Source organism: Kitasatospora sp. A2-31, assembly GCF_022288725.1.
GTDB lineage: Bacteria > Actinomycetota > Actinomycetes > Streptomycetales > Streptomycetaceae > Kitasatospora.
Map to the genome: position 1 here is coordinate 187,045 of NZ_JAKNTA010000003.1, position 24,432 is coordinate 211,476.

The 24,432-nt window shown below is 74.3% G+C and carries 20 protein-coding genes; 6 read left to right on the top strand and 14 right to left on the bottom strand.

The window, feature by feature from the left end; translation table 11 throughout:
* Positions 1–136: 136 nt before the first annotated feature.
* Together MCM47_RS09635 and purD are read right to left on the bottom strand one after the other, a co-directional pair.
* Positions 137–1,711: a hypothetical protein gene (locus MCM47_RS09635; RefSeq protein WP_238860374.1), complete on the bottom strand. Its 1,575-nt coding sequence runs from the start codon at positions 1,709–1,711 to the stop codon at positions 137–139.
* A 543-nt stretch (positions 1,712–2,254) separates the two neighbouring features.
* Positions 2,255–3,532 carry a phosphoribosylamine--glycine ligase gene (gene purD, locus MCM47_RS09640; protein ID WP_238860376.1) on the bottom strand — a complete coding sequence of 426 codons (1,278 nt, stop codon included), beginning with the start codon at positions 3,530–3,532 and terminating at the stop codon, positions 2,255–2,257.
* Between the two features lie 457 nt (positions 3,533–3,989).
* Here purD and MCM47_RS09645 point away from each other — a divergent pair, with 457 nt between their 5' ends.
* Complete coding sequence (locus MCM47_RS09645; protein ID WP_374209101.1) at positions 3,990–4,775, top strand: SLATT domain-containing protein; 786 nt, start codon at positions 3,990–3,992, stop codon at positions 4,773–4,775.
* A gap of 72 nt (positions 4,776–4,847) precedes the next feature.
* Here the strand turns inward: MCM47_RS09645 and MCM47_RS09650 are convergent, their stop codons facing one another.
* From MCM47_RS09650 to MCM47_RS09660, 3 genes are all read right to left on the bottom strand, one after another.
* A complete protein-coding gene (locus MCM47_RS09650; protein ID WP_238860378.1) occupies positions 4,848–5,495 on the bottom strand; it encodes a hypothetical protein in 648 nt (215 codons plus the stop codon).
* Between the two features lie 180 nt (positions 5,496–5,675).
* Positions 5,676–6,707 (bottom strand): GntR family transcriptional regulator, encoded by a 1,032-nt coding sequence (locus MCM47_RS09655; protein WP_308222308.1) that lies wholly within the window; start codon positions 6,705–6,707, stop codon positions 5,676–5,678.
* A gap of 194 nt (positions 6,708–6,901) precedes the next feature.
* Complete coding sequence (locus MCM47_RS09660) at positions 6,902–7,699, bottom strand: carbon-nitrogen family hydrolase (protein WP_238860380.1); 798 nt, start codon at positions 7,697–7,699, stop codon at positions 6,902–6,904.
* Between the two features lie 172 nt (positions 7,700–7,871).
* On the opposite strand from MCM47_RS09660, the gene MCM47_RS09665 reads away from it, so the two are divergent.
* Together MCM47_RS09665 and MCM47_RS09670 are read left to right on the top strand one after the other, a co-directional pair.
* On the top strand, positions 7,872–8,693 hold the full coding sequence (locus MCM47_RS09665; protein WP_238860382.1) for a maleylpyruvate isomerase family mycothiol-dependent enzyme: 822 nt from the start codon (positions 7,872–7,874) through the stop codon (positions 8,691–8,693).
* Between the two features lie 159 nt (positions 8,694–8,852).
* Positions 8,853–9,692, top strand: coding sequence for a Bro-N domain-containing protein (locus tag MCM47_RS09670; RefSeq protein ID WP_238860384.1), 840 nt, complete (start codon positions 8,853–8,855; stop codon positions 9,690–9,692).
* A 59-nt stretch (positions 9,693–9,751) separates the two neighbouring features.
* Here the strand turns inward: MCM47_RS09670 and MCM47_RS09675 are convergent, their stop codons facing one another.
* From MCM47_RS09675 to MCM47_RS09685, 3 genes are all read right to left on the bottom strand, one after another.
* Positions 9,752–11,098: a nitrate/nitrite transporter gene (locus tag MCM47_RS09675; RefSeq protein WP_238860386.1), complete on the bottom strand. Its 1,347-nt coding sequence runs from the start codon at positions 11,096–11,098 to the stop codon at positions 9,752–9,754.
* 71 nt (positions 11,099–11,169) lie between these two features.
* Positions 11,170–12,348: a M64 family metallopeptidase gene (locus tag MCM47_RS09680; protein ID WP_238860388.1), complete on the bottom strand. Its 1,179-nt coding sequence runs from the start codon at positions 12,346–12,348 to the stop codon at positions 11,170–11,172.
* 236 nt (positions 12,349–12,584) lie between these two features.
* Positions 12,585–13,811, bottom strand: a complete 1,227-nt coding sequence (locus tag MCM47_RS09685; protein ID WP_238860390.1) for a benzoate/H(+) symporter BenE family transporter — start codon at positions 13,809–13,811, stop codon at positions 12,585–12,587.
* Between the two features lie 88 nt (positions 13,812–13,899).
* On the opposite strand from MCM47_RS09685, the gene MCM47_RS09690 reads away from it, so the two are divergent.
* On the top strand, positions 13,900–14,250 hold the full coding sequence (locus MCM47_RS09690; protein WP_238860392.1) for an LAETG motif-containing sortase-dependent surface protein: 351 nt from the start codon (positions 13,900–13,902) through the stop codon (positions 14,248–14,250).
* A gap of 77 nt (positions 14,251–14,327) precedes the next feature.
* Here MCM47_RS09690 and MCM47_RS09695 read toward each other — a convergent pair whose 3' ends face one another.
* From MCM47_RS09695 to pdhA, 3 genes are read right to left on the bottom strand one after another with little or no spacing between them, the layout of a single operon-like run.
* Positions 14,328–15,731, bottom strand: coding sequence for a dihydrolipoamide acetyltransferase family protein (locus tag MCM47_RS09695; RefSeq protein ID WP_238860395.1), 1,404 nt, complete (start codon positions 15,729–15,731; stop codon positions 14,328–14,330).
* Positions 15,732–15,745: 14 nt separating this feature from the next.
* Positions 15,746–16,720, bottom strand: coding sequence for an alpha-ketoacid dehydrogenase subunit beta (locus MCM47_RS09700; RefSeq protein ID WP_374209102.1), 975 nt, complete (start codon positions 16,718–16,720; stop codon positions 15,746–15,748).
* Positions 16,720–17,874: a pyruvate dehydrogenase (acetyl-transferring) E1 component subunit alpha gene (gene pdhA / locus MCM47_RS09705; protein WP_374209103.1), complete on the bottom strand. Its 1,155-nt coding sequence runs from the start codon at positions 17,872–17,874 to the stop codon at positions 16,720–16,722. The genes MCM47_RS09700 and pdhA overlap by 1 nt, the downstream gene beginning before the upstream one ends.
* 379 nt (positions 17,875–18,253) lie before the next feature.
* Here pdhA and MCM47_RS09710 point away from each other — a divergent pair, with 379 nt between their 5' ends.
* Complete coding sequence (locus MCM47_RS09710) at positions 18,254–18,913, top strand: response regulator transcription factor (RefSeq protein WP_238860398.1); 660 nt, start codon at positions 18,254–18,256, stop codon at positions 18,911–18,913.
* 112 nt (positions 18,914–19,025) lie between these two features.
* A complete protein-coding gene (locus tag MCM47_RS09715; RefSeq protein ID WP_238860400.1) occupies positions 19,026–20,114 on the top strand; it encodes a phosphotransferase in 1,089 nt (362 codons plus the stop codon).
* 8 nt (positions 20,115–20,122) lie between these two features.
* Here the strand turns inward: MCM47_RS09715 and MCM47_RS09720 are convergent, their stop codons facing one another.
* The 3 genes from MCM47_RS09720 to MCM47_RS09730 form a co-directional block, all read right to left on the bottom strand.
* Positions 20,123–21,907, bottom strand: a complete 1,785-nt coding sequence (locus MCM47_RS09720; RefSeq protein WP_238860402.1) for a protein kinase — start codon at positions 21,905–21,907, stop codon at positions 20,123–20,125.
* A gap of 111 nt (positions 21,908–22,018) precedes the next feature.
* Entirely contained in the window at positions 22,019–23,425 is a 1,407-nt protein-coding gene (locus tag MCM47_RS09725) for a protein kinase (protein WP_238860405.1), read from the bottom strand.
* A gap of 324 nt (positions 23,426–23,749) precedes the next feature.
* A complete protein-coding gene (locus MCM47_RS09730) occupies positions 23,750–24,319 on the bottom strand; it encodes a bacterial proteasome activator family protein (protein ID WP_374209116.1) in 570 nt (189 codons plus the stop codon).
* Positions 24,320–24,432 lie beyond the last annotated feature (113 nt).

A 24,432-nucleotide genomic window follows, 5' to 3' on the forward strand; every position in this document is an offset into this window, starting at 1 on the left:
TAGCAACTAGTGGTGGGAATCTTCCGCTCCGCCTCGGAAGGGCCTCCGGCCTGCGAAGACCTGCCGCCGCCGGTCCGGCCGGGGGCGCGGGCCGGCGGTCGAGCGCCCTCCCCCGCCGGTGCGGTCCGACCGCCGGTCAGAGCCTCACCGGCTTCTCCAGCCGGACGCCGGCCGCGTCCAGCCAGGCCCGCAGCGGGCCGTCCTGGCCCTGCTCGACGGCCTGGGCGACCGGGCCGGCCAGGTCGGTGCGGCGCACCCCGCCGATCAGCAGCACGGGGCCGTCCAGCCAGTCGAGGCCGGGGGTCGCTCCGGCGGTGTCGACGGCCGCGCAGCAGACCATCGCGGTGACGTGGTCGACCAGCAGGTCCCGGCCGGTGCGGACGGGCTCCAGCAACGGCGCGGGGGCCGTGGTACGGGCCAGCTGGGCGGTCAGCGCGGTGGCCAGCTGCTCGCCGTCGCCCTCGGCGAGCCGGACCAGCAGCCGGGTCAGGGTCGGGGCGCCGGGCCGGGCCTGCGGGGCCGGGCCGTCCAGGGCGGACTGCAGGGCCGCGGCCCGGGCCCGCCAGCCGGCGTCCACCACCCCGGCCGGGTAGTCCGACCACTCCAGCTCCTGCCAGCCGCCGGAGGCGGGGCGGCCGAAGAACAGCTCGGCGGCGAGCCGCGAGACCGCCGCGTCGACGGCGCCCGGCTCCTCCAGCAGGTCGCAGGCGGGGCGGTCGCCGAGCCGGCTGCTGTAGCCGTCGGCCAGCCGGTCCCGGCGGGACAGCTCGGTGAGCGCGGCGACCACGCCGGCGTTGAGGTGCGCCGGGTGGCGGCCGAGCCGCCAGGCGGGCAGCGCGACCCGGGTGAGCAGCCGGTCCCACCCGGCGTAGGCCAGGCCGACCTGCTCCTGGGCGGCGATCCGCAGCCCGTAGTCGACCGCCCTGGCCTGCTCGGAGGCCCGGCCGGCCACGGCCCGCTCCAGCTCGGCGGAGTGCCCGTGGCAGGCACGGAGCAGCCGGCGGGTGATCCGGTCGGTGAGGGCGGCCGGGCCGGGGCGGGCGGTGCGCGGCGCGGCGGGCGCCGGGGCGCCGCCCAGGCCCGGCGGCGGGGCGTCGGCGAGGCTGGCGTCCAGGGAGCGCAGGAAGCGGCGGGCGGCGGCGATCTCCGGGTCGGCCGCGGCCGCGGTGCCGGCCACCACGGGCGCCAGCAGGGCGCGCAACTCACCGGCCCGCATCCACCAGAGGAAGGGCGAGCCGATCACCAGCACCGGGGCGGGCAGCTCCGCGCCACGGGCGCGACGGTGGCGGCGGCCCGGCGGGACGGCCGGCGGGACGTCCTCCAGCCAGCTGTCGCAGTCCGGGGTGAGCGCGATCGCGGAGGGCGCGGGCACGTCCAGCCGATCGGCCAGTTCGTCGATCAGCCGGTAGAGCTCGGGCGCCTCGGCACGCTCCAGCGGGACGACCGGGGTCTGCGGCGGTACGGCGCGGCGGTACGTCCGGGCGGCCAGGCCGGCCACCAGGAGGGTCACGGCGGCGACGGCGCAGACCGCCCACCGGACGGCGTCCCAGGCCGCGGCGTCGGCCGCACCCGGTGCGCCGATCCGGCCGGTGATCCGGCCCGCGAGCAGGACCACCGCGACGGCGGCGGGCAGCGCGGCGACGGCCAGGGCGAGGCCTCGGACCCGCAGGACCGCCTGGGCATGAGCGCGCGCGGTGTCGACAGCGGCCATACGGTGCGGCACCCCCTTCGGAGTCCTCGGGCGCCCGGCGACGGGGCCTGAGCCGACTCGAAACGATCAGTTCCGACTGGGAAACGGCGGCGTCCGATCCCCGGTAGTACATGCTGCGTGGCGCTTCTGACATTTTCGACGCCCGTCTCCGGGCGGGTGTTCCGGTTCTCCCGGTTTCCACTCGTCCCGGTGACGGCGCCCGGATTCCGGACGACGCGTCGTGGCCCGCGCGAAGCGGCCCGGGCGTGTCCACCCGGCCGGACGCCGTCCAGCATCCCCCCGCGCGACCGCCGCTACCCGGCGGCGCCCACGGGCGACCCGCCCGTGGCGCTGCGGACCAGCGCACCATAAGGCCGTGCGCCCGGTTACGTCAGCCGGATGCGGGTGCTGTCACTCGATGGGCTGGATTCCGGCCGCCGAACGGTGTGGCGGCCGGTGGAACGGCTCCCCGGCCGCCGCCCCCGGAAACGCCGCAGGGCGCTGCGTCCATGGGGGTTGTTTCCCTCCTGGACGCAGCGCCCTGCGGAACGCTGAACCCGCCTGCTACTGGGCGGCCTTGAGCGCGATGTCGGTCCGGTGCTGGCCGCCCTGGAGGGTGATCCGGCCGACCGCCCGGTACGCGCGGTCGCGGGCCTCGGCCAGATCGGCCCCGGTGGCGGTCACCGAGAGCACCCGGCCGCCGGCGCTCAGCACCCGGCCGTCCTCGCCCGCCCTGGTGCCCGCGTGGAGCACGTACGCGGTGCCGTCCGCGGCCTCGGCCTCGGCCAGGCCCTCGATCGGGTCGCCGGTGCGCGGCGCGGCCGGGTAGCCCTCGGAGGCGATCACCACGGTGACGGCGGCGTCGTCGTCCCAGCGCAGCGGCTCCAGCTGGTCCAGCGTGCCGGTGGCGGCGGCGTGCAGCACGCCCGCCAGCGGGGTGCGCAGCCGGGCCAGCACGACCTGGGTCTCCGGGTCGCCGAAGCGCGCGTTGAACTCGATCACCCGGGTGCCGCGCGAGGTCAGCGCCAGGCCGGCGTAGAGCAGGCCGGAGAACTCGGTGCCGCGGCGGCGCAGCTCGTCCACGGTGGGCTGCAGGACGGTCTCCAGGACCTCCTCGACCAGGCCCTCGGGGGCCCAGGGCAGCGGGGAGTACGCGCCCATGCCGCCGGTGTTGGGGCCCTCGTCGCCGTCCAGTGCCCGCTTGAAGTCCTGGGCGGGCTGGAGCGGGAGGACGGTGGTGCCGTCGGTGATGGCGAAGAGCGAGACCTCGGGGCCGTCGAGGAACTCCTCGATGACCACCCGCCCCCCGCCCTCACGGCCGGAAGGCGTCCCCATGCAGGACGCGGCGTGGGCCAGCGCGGCCTCGCGGTCGGAGGTGACCACGACGCCCTTGCCGGCCGCCAGGCCGTCGTCCTTCACCACGTAGGGGGCCCCGAAGGCGTCCAGCGCCTCGGCCGCCTCGGCCGGGGTGGTGCAGACGTAGGAGCGGGCGGTGGGCACGCCGGCGGCGGCCATCACGTCCTTGGCGAAGGCCTTGGAGCCCTCCAGCTGGGCGGCCCGGCCGGACGGGCCGAAGACGGGGACGCCGGCTTCGCGCAGGGCGTCGGCGACGCCCGCGACCAGCGGGGCCTCCGGGCCGACCACGACCAGCTCGCTGCCGAGCCGCCGGGCGAGCGCGGTGACCTCCGCGCCGTCCAGCTGGTCGACCGGGTGGACCGTCGCCACCTGCGCGATCCCGGCGTTGCCCGGGGCGCAGTGCAGCTCGGTCACGGCGGGATCTTGGGACAGAGAGCGGCACAGGGCGTGTTCGCGGGCGCCGCCGCCGATGACGAGGACCTTCACAGGAGGGAAGGGTAGTCGCTGACCGGTTCGAGCCGTCCTCCGGTCCCGTCGGAACGCACCAACCGGATCCGTCCGTACGCTGCCGGAGCAGGAGGTTCCTACAAAGCGGCCCCCCGATCGGATGCTCCGAGTGTCCGGGTCAGGACGTCGGGTCACCGGGGCCTCGCTCGGACGGGTGAAATCCCGCCGAGCGCCGCAACCCCCTCACCTCGGCGTCCGGTGGCCGAATCAGATAACGATCACTGGCGAAGCGCCCCCACGGTCAGCCATTTGGCGGTAAGAAGTGCTGTTGGACCACCGCCGGCCGCGGCCGGTGCGCCGCCCCGGGTGCCCACACTGCCCGGGGTGTCGCGGGTCCGACCGCGTCGCCCGACGCTCCCCGGCCGGTCAGGCCGACGGCGCGTCAGGGGAAGCACCGTCAGACCAAGCAGTCCGCCCGCCACAGGGAGCCCCACAGGTGAGCCAGCCGGAAATGCAGCCCGAGGAGAGTGCCTGGGGCAAGGAGATCGGCGAGGAGGACCCGCCCGCCGCGACCGTCGCGCGCCGGGCCTCCACCGGGCGCCGGGCCGATCTGAGCACCCGACAGTTCCCGCTCGGGGACTGGGGCGAGCCCGCCGAGCGCTTGGAGGAGCTCTACCGCTGGTCCGAGGAGCGGGCGGTGGAGGCGATCGACTGGTACCGCCGGGACCGGGTCTGGAAGCGCCGCTGGGCCCGCCTGCTGCGGTTCGGCGCGGCGGGCTTCGCGGTCGGCGGCGTCACCGCCCCGCTGGTGGACCTCACCGGTACCGTCGCCCACGCGACCAGCTGGGGCTACGTCGGCCTGTCGCTCGCCGCGGCCTGCTACGGCGCGGACCGGGTGTTCGGGCTGACCTCCGGCTGGATGCGGGACGTCTCCACCGCGCAGGCGCTGCAACGCCGGCTGGAGGCCTTCCAGTTCGACTGGGCGTCGGAGTGCGTGCGCGAGGTGCTCGGGCCCACCGAGGGCACGGCCGGCGAGGCGGCCGAGCGCTGCCTCGGGGTGCTGCGGCGGTTCTGCGAGGACGTCTCGGACATGGTCCGCACGGAGACCTCGGAGTGGATGCTGGAGTTCCGCGCCGGGATGACGCAGTTGCCCACCCAGGCGGCCGGCAGCTGGGGCGGGCGGAGCGAGACGGTCGGCGGGGCGCAGGTACGGGTCCTGCCGCCGCCGGGGACCAGGCCCACCATGCCGCGCCAGCGGCCGCCGGAGGGCCCGCTGCGCTGAGGCCCGCCCTGGGCGGGCCCGTCGCCGCCGCCGGACCCGCCGCCGCACCACCGGGGCGGGCACCCGGTCCGGTCAGGCGAAGACGATCATCGAGCCCTGGGTGACGCTGCGGGTGGCCGCCGCGTACAAGCCCGCCCAGGCGTGCCGTTCCCGGGCGAACGGGTGCAGGTCGTCCAGCGGCGGGCCGAACGGCTGCTCCAGGCCGGTCGGGCCGAGCGGCCGGGTCGGGCTCGGCGGGTTGAGCGGGTCGATGCCCAGCGCCGGTGCCACGGCCTGCAGTTCGCGCAGCAGGCCGTAGCTGGAGCCGAGCGGGCCGCCCGAGGCGAGCAGCACGTCGTCGACCAGCGGCACCGCGAACTCGATCGGCACGTAGGCCCCGGCGTGGTCGAAGTGCCAGACCAGGTGCGACTGCTCGGCGTTGCTCTCGAACATCTCCAGCAGCTGCTCGTAGTCGCCGCCGAGTGCGTCCACCGGCGTGATGTCCAGGCCGGTCAGCCCCAACAGGTAGGCGCGGCGCAGGAAGTGCAGCGAGTCGTAGTCGAAGGCGGCTATCGGCTCGACCGCCCCGCTCAGCCCGGGGACGTACTGGAAGACCGGCACCTCGGGCAGTCCGCGAGCGGTGAGCACGGTGTTGTAGAGCGCGAGGTCGTCCCGGAAGGGGTTCTCGGGGCTGTGGCTCAGGACGTCCACGAGCGGGACGAGCCAGAGGTCGCAGGCCATGGGCCGGCTCTTCCTCTCCGGGCGGCGGAGGTCGCTCGCGGGGCGAACGACGGATGGGCGGGTCGGGTCCGGAACGGTCGGTACGGGAACCGCGGGACGACGAGCGCCCACCCTACCGGCCCGGCGCGCGGTGCGGGTCGGGCCGCCCCTCGGGCGGCCGGCCGGCGCGGGGTCGGCCGGTCAGCGGCCGAAGCGGGTGAAGGCCACCGAGCGCGGCTGCGGTACCAGGCCCAGCCCCAGGCCGAGTTCGCGGCCGAGCTCCCGGCCCAGCTCGCGGTCCCGGAGACGGGCGCGGCCCGCGGTGGTGTCGGCGGAGTGCGGCGGCTCGGCGGGCCGGTCCGGGCCGCCGTTCCCGCCGGCGCCCTCAGCGCCGCTCCCGGCCGTCGGCCCGGCGGCGCCCGCCGCGGGCCCGTCCGGCCCGGCGCCGTCCGCCCCGGGCCCGTCCGGCCTGCTCTCCGGAGCCGGCTCCGCCGGGCCGAGCCCGGCGGTGAGCAGCGGCAGCACGCCCACCGACTCAAGCGGCCGGCCGGTCAGCTCCGCGAGCAGCCGGACGGTGAACAGGTTGTACTCGCAGATGATCCGGTACGCGCCCGGCAGGTCCCGCGCGGCGATCGCGTCGACCAGGTCGAGGTGGCGGTCCCAGCAGACCCCGTCCAGCCTCGGCATCCCGCGCAGGTAGGGCGCGGCGAACATCCAGGACTGCACTCGCAGCCAGTCCAGGTAGTCGCCGATCCGGCGGTTGCCGAGCAAGGCGGCCACCTCCTGCCAGAACCGGCGGTCGCAGCCCACCATCACGTCCAGGTTTCCCGACCGGGCGGCCCGGACGGCCGCGTCCGCCCGCCGCCGCAGCGAGGGCAGCCGGGCGTCGGTGTCCGAGGACTCCGGGCGCAGCGCGAGCTGGCGGACGTAGCTGTCGGTGAGCAGCACCCGGGCCTCGAAGATCTCCACGAAGTCGTCCCAGCCGAGTTCGGGCACGGTGAACCCGCGGTGGTGCTCGGTCCGGAGCAGCCCCTGCGCGCCCAGGTCGACCAGGGCCTCGCGGGCCGGCGTCGCCGAGACGCCGTACAGGTCGGCGATCTCCTTGACGGTGAAGTTCCGCCCGGCCGCCAGCCGGCCGGCCATCATCTCCTCGCGCAGCGCGCCCGCGATCTGCTCGCGGAGGCTGTTGCGGTGGATCACGGGGCGGGTGTCGCCTGCGCCGGTGCCGGACATGCGCGCGACCTCCTCGGGCGGGCTCTACGACCGGCCCCGGGGCGGACCGGCAGGTGAAGGGCGGGGAACACGACGAACGCTCATCTTCTCAAAGATGCCGCCGGACCGCCGCGGCCCGCGTCACCCGGCCCCGGGCACCACCGCGGGTCGCCCGGCGCCCGCCGCCGCGACCGGGCGCCGCCGGGCGAGGCCGGTCACCGCTGGACCGGGGCCGGGATCCCCAGCAGCCGGTCCCGGTGGACCGGGAAGTCGGCGCGGGCCTTGGCCACCTCGGCCGGGTCGAACTCGACCGCGAGCACCTCCTCGCCGTCGCCCGCCTCGGCCAGCACCCGGCCCCACGGGTCCACCACGATGCTGTGCCCGGCCTGCTCCACGCCGCCGTGCGTCCCCGCCGTGTTGCAGGCCAGGACGAACGCCTGCTCCTCGACCGCGCGGGCCCGGGCCAGCAGCGTCCAGTGCTCGCGCCGCCGCGCCGGCCAGGCGGCCGGGACCACCAGCAGCTGGGCCCCGGCGTCCAGCAGCGCCCGGAACAGCTCCGGGAACCGCAGGTCGTAGCAGGTGGCCAGGCCCAGCGTGGCGAAGTCGGTGGCGGCGGTCACGATCTCCTGGCCGGCCCCCATCACCACCGCCTCGCCGCTGTCGAAGCCGAAGCGGTGGATCTTGCGGTAGGTGTGCACCAGCTCGCCGTCCGGGGCGAACAGCAGCGAGGTGTTGTAGATCGGCCCGTCGGGGTCGCGCTCGACGATCGAACCCGCGTGCAGCCAGACCCCGGCCGCCTTGGCGGCCGCCGCCATCACGTCGGAGGTCGGCCCGTCCAGCGCCTCGGCACCGTCCGACCAGAGGTCGTACGCGAATCCGCCCAGCGGCCACAGCTCCGGGAGAACGACCAGGTCGGCGCCCTGCTGGGCGCGGACCAGGGCGGCCGCCCTCGCCCGCCGCTCGGCGGGCGGCTCGGCGTCGGAGACCGCGAGTTGGATCAATGAAGCGCGCACAGTACCACCGTCCACGGCAAGAGTCCTACGATCGTCACCCGAAAGCACTGCCCTGCTCTCACCCGGCAGCGTAACGTGCGGTTAGCGTGCGCGCCCGGAAGCCGGGCAACCCGCCCGGTGCAGGAGCCAGGGCGCACGTGGCAAGGCAGCTGACGGAGGGCCGGAGATTCCCGTGACGGACAACCAGACCGTGCAGGCTTACACCGATGCGTGGACGCAGTCCATCGAATCGATATCGGAACTGGTGGCCCCCCTCCCGGAGGACTCCTGGAACCGGGCCACCGAGTGCCCCGGCTGGTCCGTCCGGGACGTCGTCTCCCACGTCATCGCGATCGAGTCCGAGCTGCTCGGCGACCCGCGCCCGATCCACTCGCTCCCCCGCGACCTGCGCCACGTCACCACCGAGTTCGCCCGCTACATCGAGCTGCCGGTCGACAAGCGCCGCTGCCACACCTCGGTGGAGCTGGTGGGCGAGCTGGAGTACACAGTGATCCGTCGCTCGCGCGCCCTGCGGAACGCGAAGCACACCCCCACCGAGCAGGTCCGCTGGCCCGCCGGACCGCACAGCTGCGAGCTGCCGTACCACGAGCTGCTGCGCCGCCGGGCGTTCGACGTCTGGGTGCACGAACAGGACCTCCGGCGCGCCCTCGGGACGCCCGGCAACCTGGACTCCCCGGGCGCGCTGGTCACCCGGGACGTCCTGCTGGAGCTGCTGCCCAAGGCGGTCGCGCACCGGGCCGGGGCCCCGGCCGGGACGGCGCTGGTCGTGGACGTCACCGGCCCGGTGGAGTTCCTGCGCACCGTCCGGGTGGACGCGGGCGGCCGCGGCACGGTCGACGAGTCGATCAGCCTCGCCCCCGACGTCCAGCTCACCCTCGACTGGGAGACCTACGTCCGTCTCGCCTGCGGCCGCGGCCGCCCGGGCCCGGTGACCGTCGAGGGCGACCAGGAGCTCGCCTCCCGCATCCTGGCGAACTTCTCCGTCACGCTGTAGCCCCGCCCCGGCGTCACCCACCCGGCGTACACGCACCACCGCACGCCGGGTGGCACGCTTCGCGCTCCCGTGCGTCAGCTTGGCACCAGCACCTCACCCGTTCGACCTCGTTGTTCCGGGCAGACCGAGTGTCACCCGGAAGAAGGAGGGACGTCCCCGATGGGCGACGAACAGGAACAGCAGGAACGGATGGTGCTGGTGCGCTCCAGCTTCCCGGTCACGGGGCAGCCGATCAGGGTGGTGATGATCGACGGGAAGCCGTGGTTCGTCACGGCGGACGTGTGCCGGGTGCTCGGCCGGCTCAACCCGAGCCGCGTTCGCCAGGTGCTCGGCGACGCGCAGACCCGGGTCATCAACTCCCGCTCGATTACCCTAACCGCCGGGAAGGTTAATCACGTTTCCGCAGGTGGGAAACCCTACGAGCGCGGGAACCCGATGCTCAACGTGATCAGCGAGGCCGGCCTCTACACACTGATCATGCGGTCGAACAAGCCCAACGCCCGCCCCTTCCAGGAGTGGGTCACACAGGATCTCCTCCCCTCCGTCCGCCGCGGGGACACCGACGTCCCCACCCAGCAGCGGCGGATGGCGGAGACCCTGACCGACGCGATCGGCCAGCAGGTCCGGATCGTCGCGCGGATCGACCACGAGGACTGGCCGGGGGTGACCATCCACTCCGACGGGACGGTGCACTGCCGGCACGGCGAGATGGTCTTCCAGGTGCCCGACCGGGAGGAGGACAGCGGGCCGCCGTTCGGCGGCTACTACTCCTGCCCGGCGGTGGAGCGGGTCGGCATCCGGGGCAGCCGCGTCCTCCCCGGCTGTCCGAAGCTGAGGCTGGTCGACCTGATCCGGCTGCGCCGTGCGGCACGCCCGGAACCCGTCGCAGAGCCGGCGCCGCCGCCCGACCGGGGACTCGTGTACGCGGACCTGCACGGCGCCCGGATCTACGGGTCGCCCCCGCAGATCGCCGAGCTGATGCGCGCGTACGGGGGCTGATGCCCTCGGGTGACCCTCACTTCCGGTGAGGGTCACACCGTTTCGCCTGGTCGGAAACCCTACGGGCCGGCTGCGGCGACCTTCTTCCGCAGGCGGAGGATCATCAGCGTGCCGACCGCCATGGGCACGTACTGCCAGCAGAAGGCCCAGCGGAAGGCCTCCGCGGTGTAGCCGGCGGCGCCGGCCGGGGTGAGGGCGTCGAGGAGGACGCCGATCCCGAAGAGGGTCACCATCGTGCCGATGAAACCGCCCATGTTGACGATGCCGGAGGCGGTGCCGAGGCGCTCGACCGGGTTGAGGGCGCGGGCGTAGTCGAGACCCACCAGCGAGGCCGGCCCGTTGGTGCCCATCACCAGGATGATCCCGACCACCAGCCAGAGCGGCGGACGGCCGCCGGGCCAGGCGAGGACGACCGCCCAGCCGGCCGCGGTGGCGGCGATCACGGTGAGGACGATCGGCATCCGGGCCCGGGCGGTCCGGGAGAGCAGCCGGCCGAAGAGCAGGCCGAAGGACATGTTGGCGAGCACCAGCAGGGTGAGCAGCCCGCCCGCCCCGGCCCGCGACAGGCCCTGGGCCTCCACCAGGTAGGGCAGGCCCCAGAGCAGGCCGAAGGCGTTGCCGGGGAACTGGGTGGTGAAGTGCACCCAGAGCCCGAGGCGGGTGCCGGGCTCGCGCCAGGCCTCCCGCACCTGCCGGCCGACGGCCAGCCGGGGCGCGGCCGCGACCGGGGCGACGGGCGCGCCCGCCGGGGCCTCCCGGAGGAAGAGCGCGACCAGGGCGAAGACCCCGGCGCCGAGCAGGGCGATCGCGGTGAAGGTCGGCGTCCAGCCCTCGCTGTGCAGCGCCTGGGCGAGCACCACCGTGGTGACCAGGTTGCCGCCCATCCCGGCGAGGCCGGTCAGCTGCGCGACGAGCGGGTTCCTGGCGGCCGGGAACCAGCGCGCGGCGATCCGCAGCACGCTGATGAAGGTCATCGCGTCGCCGCAGCCCAGCACCGCCCGGGAGGCCAGCGCGGGGGCGAACGCGGCGGAGAAGGCGAAGGCGAGCTGCCCGGCGCTGAGCAGCACGACGCCGAGCAGCAGCACCCGGCGGGGGCCGAAGCGGTCGACCAGCAGGCCCACCGGGATCTGCATGGCCGCGTAGACCAGCACCTGGAGGATCGAGAAGGTGGAGAGCGCGGACGCCCCGATGCCGAAGCGGTCGGCGGCGTCGAGGCCGGCCACGCCGAGGCTGGTCCGGTGGATGACGGCGAGCACGTAGACATTGGCGCCGATGGCCCAGGCCAGCCAGGCGGCGCGGCCGCCGGGCGGCGGGGCGACCGCGGCGGCCCGGGGGGCGGGCTCGGCGGTGGAACGGGGAGCGGATGCGGACAGGGGACGGGCTGAACGGGCGGGCTCCACGGGCATAGTGACCCCAGACTAGTCATCCCATGATTGGACGCCTAGAGCGGGGCTGCACGGGTCGGGCACGAAGCACCTCAGCCGGTCACCGTCCAGGAGACCGACCTGGTCATGTAGCGGTCGCGGAAGGCCTCGTCCCGGACCCAGTCGGTGGTGTCCCGGACGGTGGCCGTGACGGTGGCGCCGTGCCCGGCGGGCAGGTTGAGCTGAGCGGTGTCGAGCCAGCTGCGGTCCGCCGCCTGCGGCTCCACCGGGACGCCGTCCACCGTCCAGTCGACCTTGAGCTGCCGCGCGCCGGCCAGCGGCAGCGGGCGGACCTCCAGGCGGGGCCGGCCGGACACCTCGCCGGGGGCGGGCACCGGGGCGTCGGTGGGCCGGACCCGGCGGTAGAGCTCCTCGATGATCGCCTCCCGGGAGGGCAGGTTGTACGAGCCGCCGAGGGTGCGCATGACCGAGTCCTGGGTGGGCCGGTAGATCCCGTTCGCACTCCGGTAGGCGCCGATCGTCCCGCCGCCGTCCGGGGACTCCGCGCCGAGCCAGCGCCACCACTTGTTCTGCTTGCGGCGCATCTCGTCGGCGTTCTCGGTGGAGAGGTTGGGGTAGTCGGCGTCGTCCGGGGCGCTGTCGTACTCGTCGCCGAGGTCGCCCACGGTGTGCCCTATCTCGTGCTGGATGATCCGCCCGGCGTCCGGGCTGCCCCCGGCCAGGGTGGTGACGCCGGTGCCGCCCGCACCGCCGTACTCGGTCGAGTTGGCCAGCGCGATCAGGTACTGCGGGCCGTCCCCGTCGCCGGCGAAGCGGGCGGTGGCGGACTCGTCGGCGCACAGCAGCCGCGCGGTGCCCTCGCACCAGAAGTGCATCCCGAGCGGGGTGTCCGGGTGGCGGCCCCGGCTCTCGGTCTCGGCGATGCCGGACACCGGGGAGACCACCTCGACCCGCCTTATGTTGAAGAAGCCCTGGTAGCTGCGGAACGGCTCGATCTCCATCAGCGCCCGCCAGGCCCGATCGGCCTGCTGGCGGAAGAGGTCCTGCTCGTCGGCGGTGTAACCGTCGCCGAGCAGGACCAGGGTGATGCGATTGGCCGGGTCGCCGGTCCGCCTTATGTCGACGGTCGGGGCGGCGCCGTCGGCGCGCAGGTCGGCGTGTTGGGCGGTGTGCGGCGGCACCGCCCGGTCGGCGGGGGCGCCGGGGCCGATCACGCCGAACGGCGAGGGGCCGGCCAGCTCCAGGGCGGCCGGCAGTACGGCGGTGGACACCAGCACGAGCGCGGCCAGACTCCGGACGAGACGGCCAGGGTTGCCAGGCGGCATACGGGTGCGTCCTCGGGGATCCGGTCACCCGGCGTCGCCCGGGTGGTGGACGCGAAGACGTACCCGGCCCGGCGCGCCTCCCCTCCGGTCCGGCGAAAAAGTCACCGACCTGGCCGAACAACAAGGATCACCCCGGTCATACCGATGAGTCCGACCACGTGGACCGCTCACGGACCGTGACCTCAGCCGCCCCGGCGCACCTCCAGCACCAGGTGGGCGGCGAGCCCGAGGAGCAGGCCCCAGAACGCGGAGCCGATCCCGAACAGGCTCATCCCGGAGGCGGTGGCCAGGAAGGTCACCAGCGCGGCGTCCCGCCCGCGCTCCTCGGCGAGCGCGGTGGCCAGGCTGCCCTGCAGCGAGGCCAGCAGCGCCACGCCGGCGACCACCGCTATCAGCTCCTTCGGCAGGCCGGTGAACAGGCTCACCAGCACACCGCCGAAGCTGCCGACCAGTAGGTAGAGCACGCCCGCCGACATCCCGGCGACGTAGCGACGGCGCGGGTCCGGATGGCTCTCCGGTCCGGCGCAGATGGCCGCGGTGATCGCCGCGAGGTTGACCCCCGGCGAGCCGAACGGCGCCAGCAGCACGGAGAGCCCGCCGGTGGCCCCGATCAGCAGCCGGTCGTCCGGCCGGTAGCCGAAGGCCCGCATCACCCCGAGGCCGGGGGCGTTCTGCGAGGCCAGCGCGACGATGGTGAGCGGCAGCGCCAGGCCGACCATGGCCGGTCCGGAGAAGGCGGGCACCGTCAGCACCGGTCGGGTCGGCCCGCCCTGGCCCAGGTGCAGCGGCAGTCCGACGGTGGCCGCGGCCAGCACCCCGCCGGCCAGCAGCGCGGCCGGAACGGCGTACCGCGGCACCAGCCGCTTGGCCAGCAGGAACGCCGCGAAGCTGCCGAGCACCAGGACGGGCGCGCCGTGCACCGCCCCGAAGATCCCGGCGCCGAAGGAGAAGAGGATGCCCGCCAGCATCGCGTTGACGATGCCCGCCGGGATCGCGGCGATCAGCCGCCCGAACAGCCCGGTGACGCCGAAGAGCACCACCACCACCGCGCTCACCAGGAAGGCGCCGACGGCCTCCCGGTACGGGTACTCACCGAGGCTGGTCACCAGCAGCGCCGCCCCCGGGGTGGACCACGCGGTGATCACCGGGGTCCGGGTCCACCAGCTGAGCAGCAGGCAGGTGAGCCCGCTGCCGATCGCCACGGCCCAGATCCAGGACGCGGTGTGGGCCTCGTCCAGCTTCCCCGCGGCGGCCGCCGCGAGCACCACCACCAGCGGCCCGGAGAACGAGACCACGATGCACACCAGCCCGGCCAGCAGCGCCGGGCCGGAGGCGTCCCGGCGCAGCGAGCGGCGTTCGCCCGGGTCGGTGCGGCGGTCCTTCGAACGGGTTATCAGCTCCTCTGCCATCCCGGCAGTATCCCGAAGGGACCTCCTCGACGGGCCGTCCGGAGGAATCTCGAAGAACTTCCGAACCCACCTGCAACCCCCCGCGGGGATGGACGTCTTTGGGGGCTTCCGCACCGTCCAGGTCACCCACCCGAAGGCCGCCGCCGCGGCCAAGCCGACCACCGCCGCCAAGCCGGCGCCCGCCCAGCCGGCCGCCGCCCAGCCGGCCGTCGCCGAGCCCGCGCCGGCCCAGGCGGCCGGCGCCAAGGCCGTGGCCGCACCGGTGATCCCCGCCGCACCCGCCACCGGCGCACCCGCCGCGGCGCCGGCCGGCACCACCGAGCTGGCCCAGACCGGTGCGGACACCCCCACCGGCTTCCTCGCCGCCGCCTCCGCCGCCGTCCTGGCCCTGGGCGCCGGCGTCATGATCGCCGTGCGCCGGCTGCGTCCCCAGCGCTGACCGGACCCGGCAACGGAAGGGGCCCTTCCCCCGCACCACGTGCGGGGGAAGGGCCCCTCCTCGGTCTCCCGGGCCGGTCAGCCCCAGGTGATGAGGCGCTTCGGGTGCTCCAGCAGCGCGGCCACGTCGGCCAGCACCTTGGAACCCAGCTCCCCGTCCACCAGGCGGTGGTCGAAGGAGAGCGCGAGGGTGGTCACCTGACGCGGGACGACCTTGCCCTTGTGCACCCAGGGCAGCTCCCGGACCGCGCCGAAGGCGAGGATCGCCGCCTCGCCCGGGTTGAGGATCGGGGTGCCCGTGTCGACGCCGAAGACGCCGACGTTGGTGATGGTGATCGTGCCGCCCTGCATGTCGGCCGGCGGGGTCTTGCCCTGGCGGGCGGTGTCGATCAGCTCGCCGAGCGAGACCGCCAGGCCCGAGAGCGTCTTGCCGCCCGCGTCCTTGATGTTCGGGACGATCAGGCCGCGCGGGGTGGCCGCGGCGATGCCGAGGTTCACCTGACCGCGGATGACGATCTCCTGGGCGGCCTCGTCCCAGTGGGCGTTGATCTCCGGGTGGCGCTTGATCGCGACCAGCAGCGCCTTGGCGACCAGCAGCAGCGGGCTGACCCGGACGTCCCGGCCCAGCTCACCGCTCTCCTTGAGCCGGCGCACGAACTTCATCGTCCGGGTCACGTCGACCTGGACGAACTCGGTGACGTGCGGGGCGGTGAACGCCGAGGCGACCATCGCCTGCGCGGTCGCCTTGCGGACGCCCTTGACCGGCACCCGGACGTCGCCGGCACCGGACACCGCGACCGGGACGGCCACCGGCGCCTCGGGGGCGGCCGGGGCCTCCACCGCGGCGGCGGGCGCGGCCGCGGCCGCGGCGTGCGCGTGGACGTCGTCACGGGTGATCACACCGGCCGGACCGGTCGGGGTGACGGCCCGCAGGTCGACGCCGAGGTCTTTGGCCAGCTTGCGGACCGGCGGCTTCGCCAGCGGCCGCTCGCCCGAGGGCTGCTCCGGCACCACCGGCGCGGGGGCCGGGGCGACGGGGGCCACCGGAGCGGCGGGAGCCGGGGGGGCGACCTTGGTGGTGGTCGTGGTGCGCCGGGCCCGGCGCTGGGTGCCGCCGGTACGCGGGCCGTAGCCCACCAGCACGGCGCGCCGCTCCGGCTCGGCCGGGGCCGGGGTCGGAGCGGCCGCGGGTGCGGGCACCGCCGGGGCGGCCGCCCCGGCCTCGCCGGCCACCGCGACCGAGATGATCACGGTGCCGACGTCGACCGTCGCGCCCTCCGGGAAGAACAACTGCTCCACGACCCCGTTGAACGGGATCGGCAGCTCCACGGCGGCCTTCGCGGTCTCCACCTCGCAGACGACCTGCCCGTCGGTGACGGTGTCACCGGGCTTGACGTACCAGCTGAGGATCTCGGCCTCGGTGAGGCCCTCGCCCACGTCGGGCATCTTGAACTCGCGGAGCGAGCGGACTTCGGTGGTCATGGTCGCTCCCCGGTTCAGTACGCGAGCGCGCGGTCGACGGCGTCGAGCACGCGGTCCAGGTCCGGGAGGAAGGCCTCCTCGACCCGGGACGGCGGGTACGGCGCGTAGTAGCCGCCGACCCGCAGGATCGGCGCCTCCAGGTGGTAGAAGCACTTCTCGGTGAGGCGGGCGGCCAGCTCGGCGCCCATGCCCAGGAACACCGGTGCCTCGTGCACCACGATGCCGCGCCCGGTCCGCTTGACCGACTCCTCCAGGGTGGCGAAGTCGACCGGGGAGAGCGAGCGGAGGTCCACGACCTCCAGCCGGCGGCCGTCCTCCTCCGCCGCCGCGGCCGCCTCCAGGCAGACCTTGACCATCGGGCCGTAGGCGATCAGCGTGGCGTCGGCGCCGGGGCGGACGATCCGGGCGGCGTGCAGGTCCAGGTCGGCCGCGTCGCCGACCTCGCCCTTGTCCCAGTACCGGCGCTTCGGCTCCAGGAAGATCACCGGGTCGTCCGACTCGATCGCCTGCCGCAGCATCCAGTGCGCGTCGTGCGCGTTGGACGGCGTGACGACCTTCAGGCCGGCCGTGTGGGCGAAGTACGCCTCGTGCGACTCGCTGTGGTGCTCCACCGCACCGATGCCGCCGGCGTACGGGATGCGCACGGTGACCGGCATCTTCACGTGGCCCAGGGCGCGGGCGTGCATCTTCGCCAGCTGGGAGACGATCTGGTCGAACGCGGGGTAGACGAAGCCGTCGAACTGGATCTCCACGACCGGGCGGTAGCCGCGCAGGGCCAGGCCGATCGCGGTGCCGACGATGCCGGACTCGGCCAGCGGGGTGTCGATGACCCGACCGTCGCCGAAGTCCTTCTGCAGACCGTCGGTGATCCGGAACACGCCGCCGAGCTTGCCGATGTCCTCGCCCATCAGGACGGTCTTCGGGTCGTTCTCCAGCGACTTGCGCAGCGCCTCGTTCAGCGCCTTCGCGATGCTGAGCTGACCGGCCATCAGAGGTTCTCCCCCGCCTCGAAGGAGGCCGCGTACTCCAGGTACTCGGCCCGTTCCTCATCGACCAGCGCGTGCGGCTCCGCGTACACGTGGTCGAAGATCAGGGTCGGGTCCGGGTCCGGCATGCTCCGCACGCCCTCGCGCACCCGCAGCCCCAGCTGCTCGCTCTCGGCGTCGATCGAGGCGAAGAACTCCTCGTCGGCCAGGCCCTCCTTCTCCAGGAGCGCCCTGAGCCGGATGATCGGGTCCTTGGCCTTCCAGGCCTCGGTCTCCTCGGCCAGCCGGTAGCGGGTGGGGTCGTCGGAGGTGGTGTGCGCGCCCATCCGGTAGGTGAACGCCTCGATCAGCACCGGGCCGTTGCCGCTGCGCGCGTGGTCGAGCGCCCAGCGGGTGACGGCCAGGCAGGCCAGCACGTCGTTGCCGTCGACCCGGACGCCCGGGAAGCCGAAGCCGGAGGCCCGCCGGTACAGCGGGATCTTGGTCTGGGTGGTGGTGGGCTCGGAGATCGCCCACTGGTTGTTCTGGCAGAAGAACACGACCGGGGCGTTGTAGACCGAGGCGAAGGTGAAGGCCTCGTTGACGTCGCCCTGGCTGGAGGCGCCGTCACCGAAGTAGGCGATCACCGCGTCGTCCGCGCCGTCCTTGGACACACCCATCGCGTAACCGGTGGCGTGCAGGGTCTGCGCACCGATCACGATCGTGTAGAGGTGGAAGTTCTTCTCGTTCGGATCCCAGCCGCCGTGGTTCACGCCGCGGAACATGCCGAGCAGGTTCAGCGGGTCCACGTCGCGGCACCAGGCCACGCCGTGCTCGCGGTACGTGGGGAAGGCGTAGTCGCCGGTGCGCATGGCCCGCCCGGACCCGACCTGGGCGGCCTCCTGCCCGAGCAGCGAGGCCCACAGGCCCAGCTCGCCCTGGCGCTGCAGCGCGGTGGCCTCCGCGTCGAACCGGCGCACCAGCACCAGGTCGCGGTAGAGGGCGCGCAGCTCCTCCGGGGTGGTGGTGAGCGGGAAGTCCTTGTGCTCGACCCGCTCCCCTTCCGGGGTGAGCAGCTGTACGAGCTCCGGCTGGGCGTCCGTACCCGTGGCGCGGAGGGTGTCAGGGACGCCGGGGGCCGCCTTCTTGCGAGCCCTCGCCGTGCTTTTGACGGTCACGTTCACTCCTCGGTCTGTCCGGCCGCCCGGGGTCGCCGGTGACCGGTCCGGTCACCGCCTTGCGGGGCGCGCGTGGGTGTGCGCACCGGCTGCGAGGCTGGTGGTGATCCTGTTCCGACGGCGTCCCTCACGAGAACGTTACCCAGCGGCAGCCCTTGGCGCCCTTGCGCTAGGACGTCCTACTTGTTGGGCTCCGACAACTGCGGGTGTGGCGCAGCTCTCAATTCGGTCGCCTTCAGGACACCAGCGCACGTTATCCGGGCGGAGGCCTCCGCGTAAGGGGGTTACCGGCATCGGTTTTGACCGCTCTGGCCGGATAGCGATCCCGGCCCGGTACAGGCGAGAGGTCTTTTGTAGGGTGATATGGGAGGCTTTGCGCGTGACTGATAACGGACAAATCAGGGTATTCCTGCTCGACGATCACGAGGTGGTCCGGCGGGGCGTCCACGACCTGCTTTCGGTCGAGGACGACATCGAGGTGGTCGGCGAGGCCGGCACCGCCGCCGAGGCCGTGATCAGGATCCCGGCCGTCCACCCCGACGTCGCCGTGCTCGACGTCCGGCTCCCGGACGGCAACGGCGTGGAGGTCTGCCGCGAGGTCCGCTCCCGGCTGCCGGAGATCAAGTGCCTGATGCTCACCTCGTTCTCGGACGACGAGGCGCTGTTCGACTCGATCATGGCGGGTGCCTCCGGCTACGTCCTGAAGGCGATCCGCGGGACCGACCTGATCACCGCCGTCCGGGACGTGGCGGCCGGCCGGTCGCTGCTCGACCCCGTCGCCACGAGCCGGGTCCTGGCCCGGCTGCGCGAGGGCGGGGAGAAGGAGGACGAGCGGCTGGCCCAGCTGACCAAGCAGGAACGGCGCATCCTCGACCTGATCGGCGAGGGGATGACCAACCGGCAGATCGGCAACGAGCTGCACCTCGCCGAGAAGACCGTGAAGAACTACGTCTCCAGCCTGCTGGCCAAGATGGGCATGGAGCGGCGCACCCAGGCCGCGGCCTTCGTGGCCCGGCACCAGGCGGACCAGCAGCACTGACGCGGCGTCGGCCGGGGCGCCGACCGCCACCGCCCCACCGCCGGCCACCTCCTGCATGCACAGGTCTGACGCCTTGTCAAGTACCCTCACCAGCTGGCCCTAACCTCGGGCTGTGACTTTCAGCCAGACCCTCGCCTGCGCCCCGGCCCGCCCCGACCTCTCCGCACCCCCCATAGGGACGCTCAGCCCGCCCGTCCCGCACGCCGCTCTCGCCGAGGTCCTGCGCCGTTACCGGGTGGGGCGGCTGCTGACCGCCGAGCCGGTCGCCGAGGGCCTGTTGAACCGCGGCTACCGCGTCACGACCGAGGCCGGCACGTACTTCCTGAAGTGCTACGTCGACGCCGCCACCGCCAACCGCGGGGCGATCTCCGAGCACCACCGCGCGATGGGCGCGCTGCACGCGCTCGGACTGCCCGTCTCCCCTCCGCTGGGCTGCGCCGAACGCTCCTGCACGGTGGCCGCGTTCGGCGGCCGGCTGTTCGCGCTCTTCCCCTGGGTGAATGGCCGACACCGGCACGGTACCGACCTCACCCTGCCGCAGTGCGACGAACTCGGCGCGCTGCTCGGACACCTGCACGGCGCACTCGACGAAGTCTGCGCCCCGGTCGCACAACCCGCCGGCTACCGCAGCGCCGACCCGCTCGACAGCGCGGCGCTCGCCCGCGAACTGCAGCTGCGCGCCCGCGACCACCGCCCGTACGGCGAGCTGGACGCCCTGGTGGAACGGCGCCTCGACGAACGGCTCGACCTGCTGGCCGAACACGCCCACCGCCGGCCGGAGCCGACGGCCGCGCCGCCCACCGGCTGGACGCACGGCGACTTCCACGGGCTCAACCTGCTGCACGGGGACGCCGGGATCGCGGCCGTCCTCGACTGGGACAAGCTCGGCCCCCAGCCGCGCGCGGAGGAGGCCGTCCGGGCCGCCACGCTGGTCTTCAACGACCGGACCACCGGGGTCCTCGACCTGGTCCGGGTCCGGCACTACTCGCAGGCCTACCGCGCCACGGGGGCCGCCACCGCGGAGCACCTGGCCGCCGCGGTGCACCGGGTCTGGTGGGAGCGGCTCAACGACTTCTGGATGCTCCAGTGGCGCTACCAGCGGGCCGACCACCGGGCCGACCCGCTCTACCCCGCCTCGGCGGGCCAGTTGGCGTGGTGGTGCCAGGAGTACGAACAGGTCCTGGACGCCTTCGCCAACTGACCCGGCGGTCAGCCTCCGGCCGGCGGGGTGGCCGGACCGGTGCCGCCGCCACCGCCGCCACCGCTGGTCGAGGTCGGCTTCGGCGGCGGCTGGGTCGCCGTCGCCCCGCCGGTGGGCGTGCTGGTCCCGCCGCCGGTCGGCGTGCTGGTCGCACCGCCCGTCGGGGTCCCGGTCGCCGTCGCCGTAGCCGTCGGCGTCCTGGTGCCGGTGGCGGTCGCGGTGGAGGTCGGCGTGTGCTTGCCGGAGGGCACGGTGGGCGCCTGGCTCTGGTTGCCGCCGAAGGTGTTGTCGGTCGGCTGCTGCGGCCGCCGCGTGGCCTGCGTGGTCGGCACCGCGGTCGGGGACGAGCCCGTGGTGGGCGTCCCGGCCTCGGTCGTGGGGGCGGTCGACACCGTCGCACTGGGCGTGGGCCCGTGCTTCGTCCCGCCGTCGCCGCCGTCGCCGCTCAGCGCGAACCCGATGCCCGCTCCGGCGGCCACCAGCACCGCCACGGCGCCGGCCACCCAGCCCCAGGGGCCGCGCCGCCGCCCGGAGCCGTTCCCGTCGCCGCCGTGACCGCCCGAGCCGTCGTCGGCCCCGCCGTACGGTCCGCCGGCACCGGGGTAGGACGTGGCCTGGGTCTGCGGCGTCGAGGACGGCGGGAACGGCATCATCGTGGTCGCGTCACCGGACGCACCGGCACCGAGCACGGCGGTCTCGTCCGTGCCGATCACCGGCGTGGCCCCGCTGTGGCCCTGGCCCGCGGCCGCCAGCCCGGCCGCCGCGGCGCCGGCCGCCCAGGCCCCGCCGGCACCGTGCATCTCGCGCAGCGCGTGCTGGACGTGGGCGCGGAACTCGTCGGCGTCCTGGAACCGGTCGTCGGGGTTCTTGGCCAGCGAGCGCAGCACCAGGTGGTCGAGCGCCGCCGGCACCCGTCCGTTGGCCTGCGACGGCGGCACCGGCGGGTCCTGCACGTGCTGGTAGACCACCGAGAGCGGGGTGTCGCCGGTGAACGGCGGGCGCAGCGTCAGCAGCTCGTAGAGCATGCAGCCGGCCGCGTAGAGGTCCGAGCGGTGGTCCACCGGCTTGCCGAGCGCCTGCTCGGGCGAGAGGTACTGCGGGGTGCCCATGACCATGCCGGTCTGGGTCATGGTGCTGGCGGTGCCGGTCAGTGCGCGGGCGATGCCGAAGTCCATCACCTTCACCGCGCCGGTGGTGGTGATGATGACGTTGGCGGGCTTGATGTCCCGGTGCACGATGCCGTGCCGGTGGCTGTAGGCGAGCGCCTCCAGGACCCCGGCGATGATGATCAGCGCCTGGTCGACCGGCGGCGCCTCCTCGTCCACCAGCAGCTCGCGGACGGTGCGGCCCTCGACCAGCTCCATGACGATGTACGGCGTCGACTCGTCGCCGACGTACTCCTCGCCCGTGTCGTAGACCGAGACGATCGAGTGGTGGTTGAGCGCCGCGACGGCGTGCGCCTCGCGCGTGAACCGCAGCCGGGCGATGTCGTCCTGGGCCAGCTCGCCGCGGAGCAGCTTGACCGCGACCGTGCGGCCCAGCCGGATGTCCTGGGCCGCGAACACCTCGGCCATGCCGCCGCGGCCGAGCCGGTGGGTCAGCCGGTAGCGGCCGTCGCCGACCGTGCCGAGCGGGGCCGCGGTGCCCCGGCCGGGCGTCCGGGGGCCGCCGCCGTAGGGCGGGAGCGCGGTGGTGGCACCGTCGCTACCGGCTTCGCCCGCCTTCGGGGGCTCGCCGGCCGGGCCGGCCGTCCAGGCACCCTCGTCGTCGTCCGGCTGATGCGTCTGTGCCATCGCTCCTCGCCCCGGGCCTTCGCTCGGATCGCGGTGCCCTGTCGCTTCGTATCCCCGAACGCTACCGCCTTCGGCCTTCCCCCGTAGCACGCCCGATCCGGGCGGAACGCATCAGAGCAGGCCATTCCGGTCGGTCGGGGCGTCCAGGTACAGGACGCTCGCGGGCCGCTCGGCGCTGCGCGTGGTCTTCTTCGTGGTGCCCTCCTTCTCCGCCTTGGTCACCACGATGGCGATGATGATGATCGCGAGCACGATCACGCCGATGATGATGCCGACGATCACCAGGGCCGTGGAGCAGCCGCCGCTGTTCGACGCCGGAGCCGGCTGGAACGGCGGCGCGGGCATCGGCATCGGCTGCGGCGGCGGGGTGTGCGCCTGCTGCGGGAACGGCTGCGGCGTCTGGAACGCCGGCGGCGGGGTCTGGAAGGCCGGGGGCGGGGTGTGCGCCTGCTGCGGGAACGGCTGCGGCGTCCGGAACGCCGGCGGCGGGGTCTGGAAGGCCGGCGGGGGCGTCTGGAAGCCCGGCTGCCCCTGCTGGTGGAACTGCGGCTGCGGCGTCTGCGGCGCCGCGTGGACCGACCGCGGGCCGTCGGTGATCACCAGCGGGGTGCTCGCGGCCAGCTGGTTGCCGTTGCCGCCCTTCTCCGCGGCGATCAGCCGCTCGGCCTCGTCGCGCATCGCCGCCGCGCTCGGGAACCGGTGCGCCGGGTCCTTGCGCAGCGCCTGGGCGACGAAGGCGTCGACCGCCGGGTTGACCGCGCGGTTGATCGTGGAGGGCGCGACCGGCTCCTCCTGCACGTGCTTGTAGGCGATCGAGAACGCGGAGTCGCCGTCGAAGACCAGCTGGCCGGTGAGCATCTCGAAGAGCATCACGCCGACCGAGTAGAGGTCGGAGCGGGCGTCCACCGGCTTGCCGAGCGCCTGCTCGGGCGAGAGGTACTGCGGCGTGCCGACCACCATGCCGGTCTGGGTCATCGACGTGACCCCGCTGTCCAGCGCGCGGGCGATGCCGAAGTCCATGACCTTGACGGTGCCCTTGCGGTCGAACATGACGTTGCCGGGCTTGATGTCGCGGTGGACCAGGCCCTGGTCGTGCGAGGCCTCCAGCGCGTTCAGCACGCCGACGGTGATCCGCAGCGCCTCGGCGGTGGGCACCGCGCCGTACTGCGCGACCGCCTCGTTGATCACGTCGCGCAGGCCCTTGCCGTCGACCAGCTGCATCACGATGAACGGCGTGCTGGAACCGTCGGCGGCGACGTCCTCGCCGCTGTCGTAGACGGTGACGATGTTGGTGTGCTCCAGCCGGGCCACCGACTGGGCCTCGCGGCGGAACCGCTCCTTGAAGGTCTCGTCGCGGCCGAGCTCGGCGTGCATGCTCTTCAGCGCGACCTGGCGGTCCAGCACGTTGTCGTAGGCGAGGTGCACGGAGGCCATGCCGCCCTCGCCGAGCACCCGCTGCAGCACGTACCTGCCGTTGCCCAGGGAGTGGCCCTCGACCGCGTTGCCGTGCTCGCTCATGGTCCTCTGCTCCCCCTCGGCGCGGCCGTGCCGCCGCGACCGTGACGTTCGGTCTCGTCCTGCGTGTCGCGGGCCGGGCCACCTGGCCCTCGCCCGCCCCTGTCGCGGCGCTCGCCCGGCCTGCGACAGGGGCCCAGGGTATCGGCTCGCGGCGACAGTGATCGGCGCAGGGCCGACACTGTGTCCGGGCCGCAACCCGTCACCCGGTGGTGGTGCGGGCGCCGGTCCGCCCGGCGCCGGGTCGTGGCGGTACGTCCCAACTCCGGCGCCGGAGACCGGGCGGCCGTCCGCCGGGACGCCCCGCCCGGCGCCCCGGGCCGCGGCCTAGAGGTACGGGCCGGACCGGATACCGCGGCCCTCGGCGCCGTCGTCGCCCTCGTGGTCACCGCCGTGCAGACCGGGCGGCAGGGCCCGGCGCATCTGCTCCAACTGCGCCCGCGCCGCCATCTGCTGGGCGAACAGCGCGGTCTGGATGCCGTGGAACAGTCCCTCCAGCCAGCCCACCAGCTGGGCCTGGGCGATCCGCAGCTCGGCCTCGGTGGGGATGGAGTCGTCGGTGAACGGCAGCGACAACCGCTCCAGCTCGGCGACCAGTTCGGGGGCCAGACCGAGCTCCAGCTCCTTGATGGAGCTGGCGTGGATGTCCTTCAACCGGGCGCGGCTCGCCTCGTCGAGGGGCGCCGCCCGGACCTCCTCCAGGAGCTGCTTGATCATGCTGCCGATCCGCATGACCTTGGCGGGCTGCTCCACCATCTCGGTCACCGGGAGCTCGCGCGGGCCTTCGGAGTCGTCACCCGCCGGCGGGGCGAAGCCCTCGCCCACCGGAAGCCCGTCCGGTCCGACGATCAGCACCTTCTGGCCGTCCTGCGGCTGGCCGCCCATGGCCTGGTACATCTCCTGCGACGAGCGCTCGTCCATCGGATTCGTCATGAACCACATTCTCCCTCACTGGGGTTGGTCGGACGGAAGCCCCCGGTTCCGCGAAGCCGCCGTTCGGTCCCCGCCGG